The organism is Lentzea sp. NPDC006480, from assembly GCF_040611995.1.
In the GTDB taxonomy this organism is placed as follows: Bacteria; Actinomycetota; Actinomycetes; order Mycobacteriales; family Pseudonocardiaceae; genus Lentzea.
Genome location: NZ_JBEXPJ010000319.1, coordinates 1 through 3529, shown reverse-complemented (window position 1 = coordinate 3529; position 3529 = coordinate 1). Strand labels below are relative to the sequence as shown.

Below are 3529 nucleotides of genomic sequence, written 5' to 3'. Positions count from 1 at the left end.
TCGCCAGTCCGGCCGCCGGGCACGCGTTGCCCGCGGCGCTGAAGGCGCCGATCGTCGCCGGATGCACCGAGACGACCCTCGGCGTACATCCGGTCGAAGCCCTTGCCCTCGTTGTTCGGGATCTCCTTGCTGGCGCCGTCGGACTCGCCCGGTGGCTTGATCCACACGTAGGCGTCGATGCCCGCTTCCGGCGCCGCCTTCGGGCGTTCACCGAGGCCGGCACCGGACTGGTTGCACCAGTTGCCGAGGTGGATGCGCCGGTCGAGCCTGCCGCCGTTGACGTACGCGTCCGCGGTCGTGCGCGGGCCGGGTCCGGTCGGACGTGCGGCGCCGCCCCAGCCGTTGCGGCTGGTGTCGATCAGCATGCCGACTCCGGAGTCGAAGCCCGCCTGGATCGCACGCTGCCGGAACGCTTGTGCGTAGCCGAGCTCGTCGATGTAGCGGTTCCAGTCGACCCACTTGGCCTTCTCGCGCACCACTTCACCGTTGATGTTGTCGTCGATCTTGAAGTACGGCTCCTTGAGGATTCCGTAGTTCGCGGTGTTGGCGATGAAGCCGTGCACGTTGGCCTTGGTGCTGCCCTGGGCGTTGGCCGCCTGGAACAGCAGCTCGGCCGTCGGGCCGAAGTTGTCGTCCCAGCCGAGCCAGCCGTGGTGGCCGATGTCCAGGTAGTTGTAGACGTTCGGCACCGCACCGAGTTTCGCGAGCGCGTAGCCGACGCCGGTGATGTAGTTGCCGTTGGCCTTCATCACGTCGCACTGCGGGGTGTAGGTCGGCCGCGGCGTGACGTTGGTGATCAGGTTCGGCAGCGAGTCGATCTCGACCACGGTGACGATCCTGAGGTCCTTGTAAGCGGGCTTGGCGAGGATCGCCGCGATCGGGTCGATGTACTCCGTCTTGTACCGGTCGATCTCGGTGGCCTTGAGCTCACCGTTCGAGGCCAGCGCGGAGCAGTCGCGGCCGGGCAGGTTGTAGATCACCAGCTGGATCACGAGTGGTGAGCCCGCCGCCTGGCGCACCGCGTCGTCGAGGTGCGCGGTCAGTCCGCGCGCGCCGGTGGTGCCGTTGATCGCCGCGATGCGGTCCAGCCACACGCCGGTGGGCTGGTTCGCGATCCGGGACCCACCTGGTTCCGCGTTCGCCTTCGCCGACCAGTCCGCGTTCACGTAGACCTTGGCGCCCGCGTACGGGTTGTCGACGCGCGTGCCGGGGTTCGGGTTGCCGGAGGTGGTCGTGGTGGTCGTCGACGTCGGCGGTTGCTGGCCGGTGCAGACCGTGCCGTTCAACGTGAACGACGAGGGATCGACGTTGCTGGAGCCGGTGTAGCTGCCGTTGAAGCCGATCTCGGTCGCCGCTCCGGTGCCCAGGCTGCCGTTCCACGACATGCTCGTGGCGGTGACGTTCGCGCCCGACTGCGACCAGTTCGCGCTCCAGCCCTGCGTCACCTTCTGCGTGCCGGGGAAGGTGAACTTCAGCGTCCACGACGTCATGGCGTCACCGAGGTTGGTGATCTTCACCTTGCCGCCGAACCCACCGCCGCCCCAGTTGCTCGCGGTGTAGTCGACCCGGCAGCCGGGTGCGGCGCCGGCGGGAGGCGCGCTCAGCGCGATTCCCGCGGTGGCGACGGCGGTGGCGACCACGACTCCGGTCGCGGCCCACCGCCCTCGCCCGTTGAAGGTTCGAAGGAACGACATTGTCCCGGATCTCCTTCTGTCAATGGTGTTCGATCTGGACGAACGAGCACGCGTCAGGCGTGCACTCGAGTCGTTTCAGTCCGAGGTGTTCCAGGCCGATCGAGCCGGTGAGCGCGAAGCCGTCGCCGAACGCGAGGTCCGGATCGCCCCGGACCTCGCCGCGCACCAACGCCTGCCGCCAGGCCTCGTCGACCCCTGGCCGCAGCACGATCAGCCCGAGCCGCTGGTAGGGCTCCTGCACGCAGGTGCCCCACTCGGCGACGAACGGCTCGTAGACCTTCGCCCGCACCGGACCGGCGAACGAGGTGAAGTCGTCGTCCCTGCGGACTTCCGAGCATTCACCGGTGAGGTCGTGAAGCCACGCCGCGATCCCGCCCACACCCTGGGTGAGGTCCGGGGCGGATCCGGCGCGCGCGACGAGGAGGGCGCACGCGGCCGAACCCACCACCAGGAGGGCGATCAGCGCCCTCTTCACCCTGTGGCACAGGCGGAACCGTTGAGCGTGAAGGACGCCGGATCGGTCACCGCACCGGTTGTGTTGACGTTGAACCCGAAGTTCACCGAGCCACCGGCCGGGACGTCGGCGTTGTACGACACGCCCTTCGCGGTGGCTTTCCCACCGGCCACGGTGATCGTCGACGACCAGGCCTGCGCGAGCGTCTGCCCGGCCGGGAAGTCCCAGACGAGCTGCCAGGCCGTGACCGCGGACGTGCCACCGTTGGTGATCTTCACGTTGGCCGTGAAGCCGCCGTTCCACGTGCTCGGTTTGGTGTACGCCACCGAACACGTCCCGACCGTGCCGGTTCTGACCACAACGCTCGGCGAGGCCGGGGAGACGTTGCCCGCCGCGTCCAATGCGACCACGTTCAGGCTGTAGTCGGTGTTCGCGGTGAGCCCGGTGACCGTCGCGGAGTTGGTGCCCGAGGTCGCCACCACCTGGCTGCCGTTCTGCACTCGGTAGCCCGTGACACCGAGGTTGTCGGTCGCCGCCGGCCAGTCGAGCTTCACGGAGTTGCCGGTGATCGCGGACGCCACCGGAGTGCCGGGGGCGGTGGGCGGCTGCGTGTCCGGCACGCCGCCGCCGAACTGCACGTCGGAGCAGCTGTAGAACGCCTCCGGGCTGTCGGAGCGCTGCCACAGCGAGTAGATGATGTGCCGGCCGGACTTGTTGGGCAGCTTGGCCTGCCAGCTGTACTCACCGCTCCCCAGCGGCGGGTTGGTGATCTTGTCGAACGGCACGGGCTCCAGATCGGACCACTTCAACGGTTTCGTGACGTCGAAGCCGTCCTTGGTGACGTACTGCTCCCAGGTGCCGGGGTGCGGCGCCCACGCGTTGTACCGGAACGTCACCGTCTGGTTCGCCGTCAGGTTGGTGACCGGCCAGTCGGCGCGGGCGAGGTTGTAGGCGTCGTACTTCGTGGTGGGGCCGCAGAGATGGCCGTCCGGGATGATCTCCCGGTGCCGCCCGGCCGCGTTGCTGATCAGGTTGCCGAACCAGTCCCACAACGGCTGCTTCCCGCCCTGCGCGACCGCCGCGACGCACGCGGGGTTGGTGGGCTGGATGTCACCGCCGCCGCTACCGGCACGACCGTCCTGGTAGCAGAGGTAGGTGCGGCTGCCGGGCCACGTCATCGAACCGTGCGCGACGGCCGTGCCGCCGGTGTTCACGAGGACCGCGGCCGTGCAGGCGACCACGGTGCAGAGCGCTAGTCGTTTCCTCATCTCAGGTGACTCCTCAGTCGAAGAGCTCGGTGTGCAGGGAAAATGCGGTGGCGATCTCGGTCTGGGCCCAGAACCGGTGGTAGGTGAACTCCGGCGCCGGTCCACCGTTCAGA

At 68.5% G+C, this 3529-nt stretch carries 4 protein-coding genes; all 4 read right to left on the bottom strand.

Going from position 1 to position 3529, the window contains the following annotated elements:
* Positions 1-1694: glycoside hydrolase family 6 protein (locus tag ABZX92_RS45520; RefSeq protein ID WP_355572350.1), on the bottom strand; the 1694-nt coding region annotated here is incomplete at its 3' end.
* Between the two features lie 19 nt (positions 1695-1713).
* Complete coding sequence (locus ABZX92_RS45515; RefSeq protein ID WP_355572348.1) at positions 1714-2169, bottom strand: hypothetical protein; 456 nt, start codon at positions 2167-2169, stop codon at positions 1714-1716.
* The gene (locus ABZX92_RS45510; RefSeq protein WP_355572346.1) at positions 2166-3416 is read right to left on the bottom strand and encodes a lytic polysaccharide monooxygenase; all 1251 of its coding nucleotides are present in this window, start codon (positions 3414-3416) and stop codon (positions 2166-2168) included. The genes ABZX92_RS45515 and ABZX92_RS45510 overlap by 4 nt, the downstream gene beginning before the upstream one ends.
* 13 nt (positions 3417-3429) lie before the next feature.
* Positions 3430-3528, bottom strand: coding sequence for a glycoside hydrolase family 48 protein (locus ABZX92_RS45505; protein ID WP_355572351.1), 99 nt, complete (start codon positions 3526-3528; stop codon positions 3430-3432).
* Position 3529: the final 1 nt, after the last annotated feature.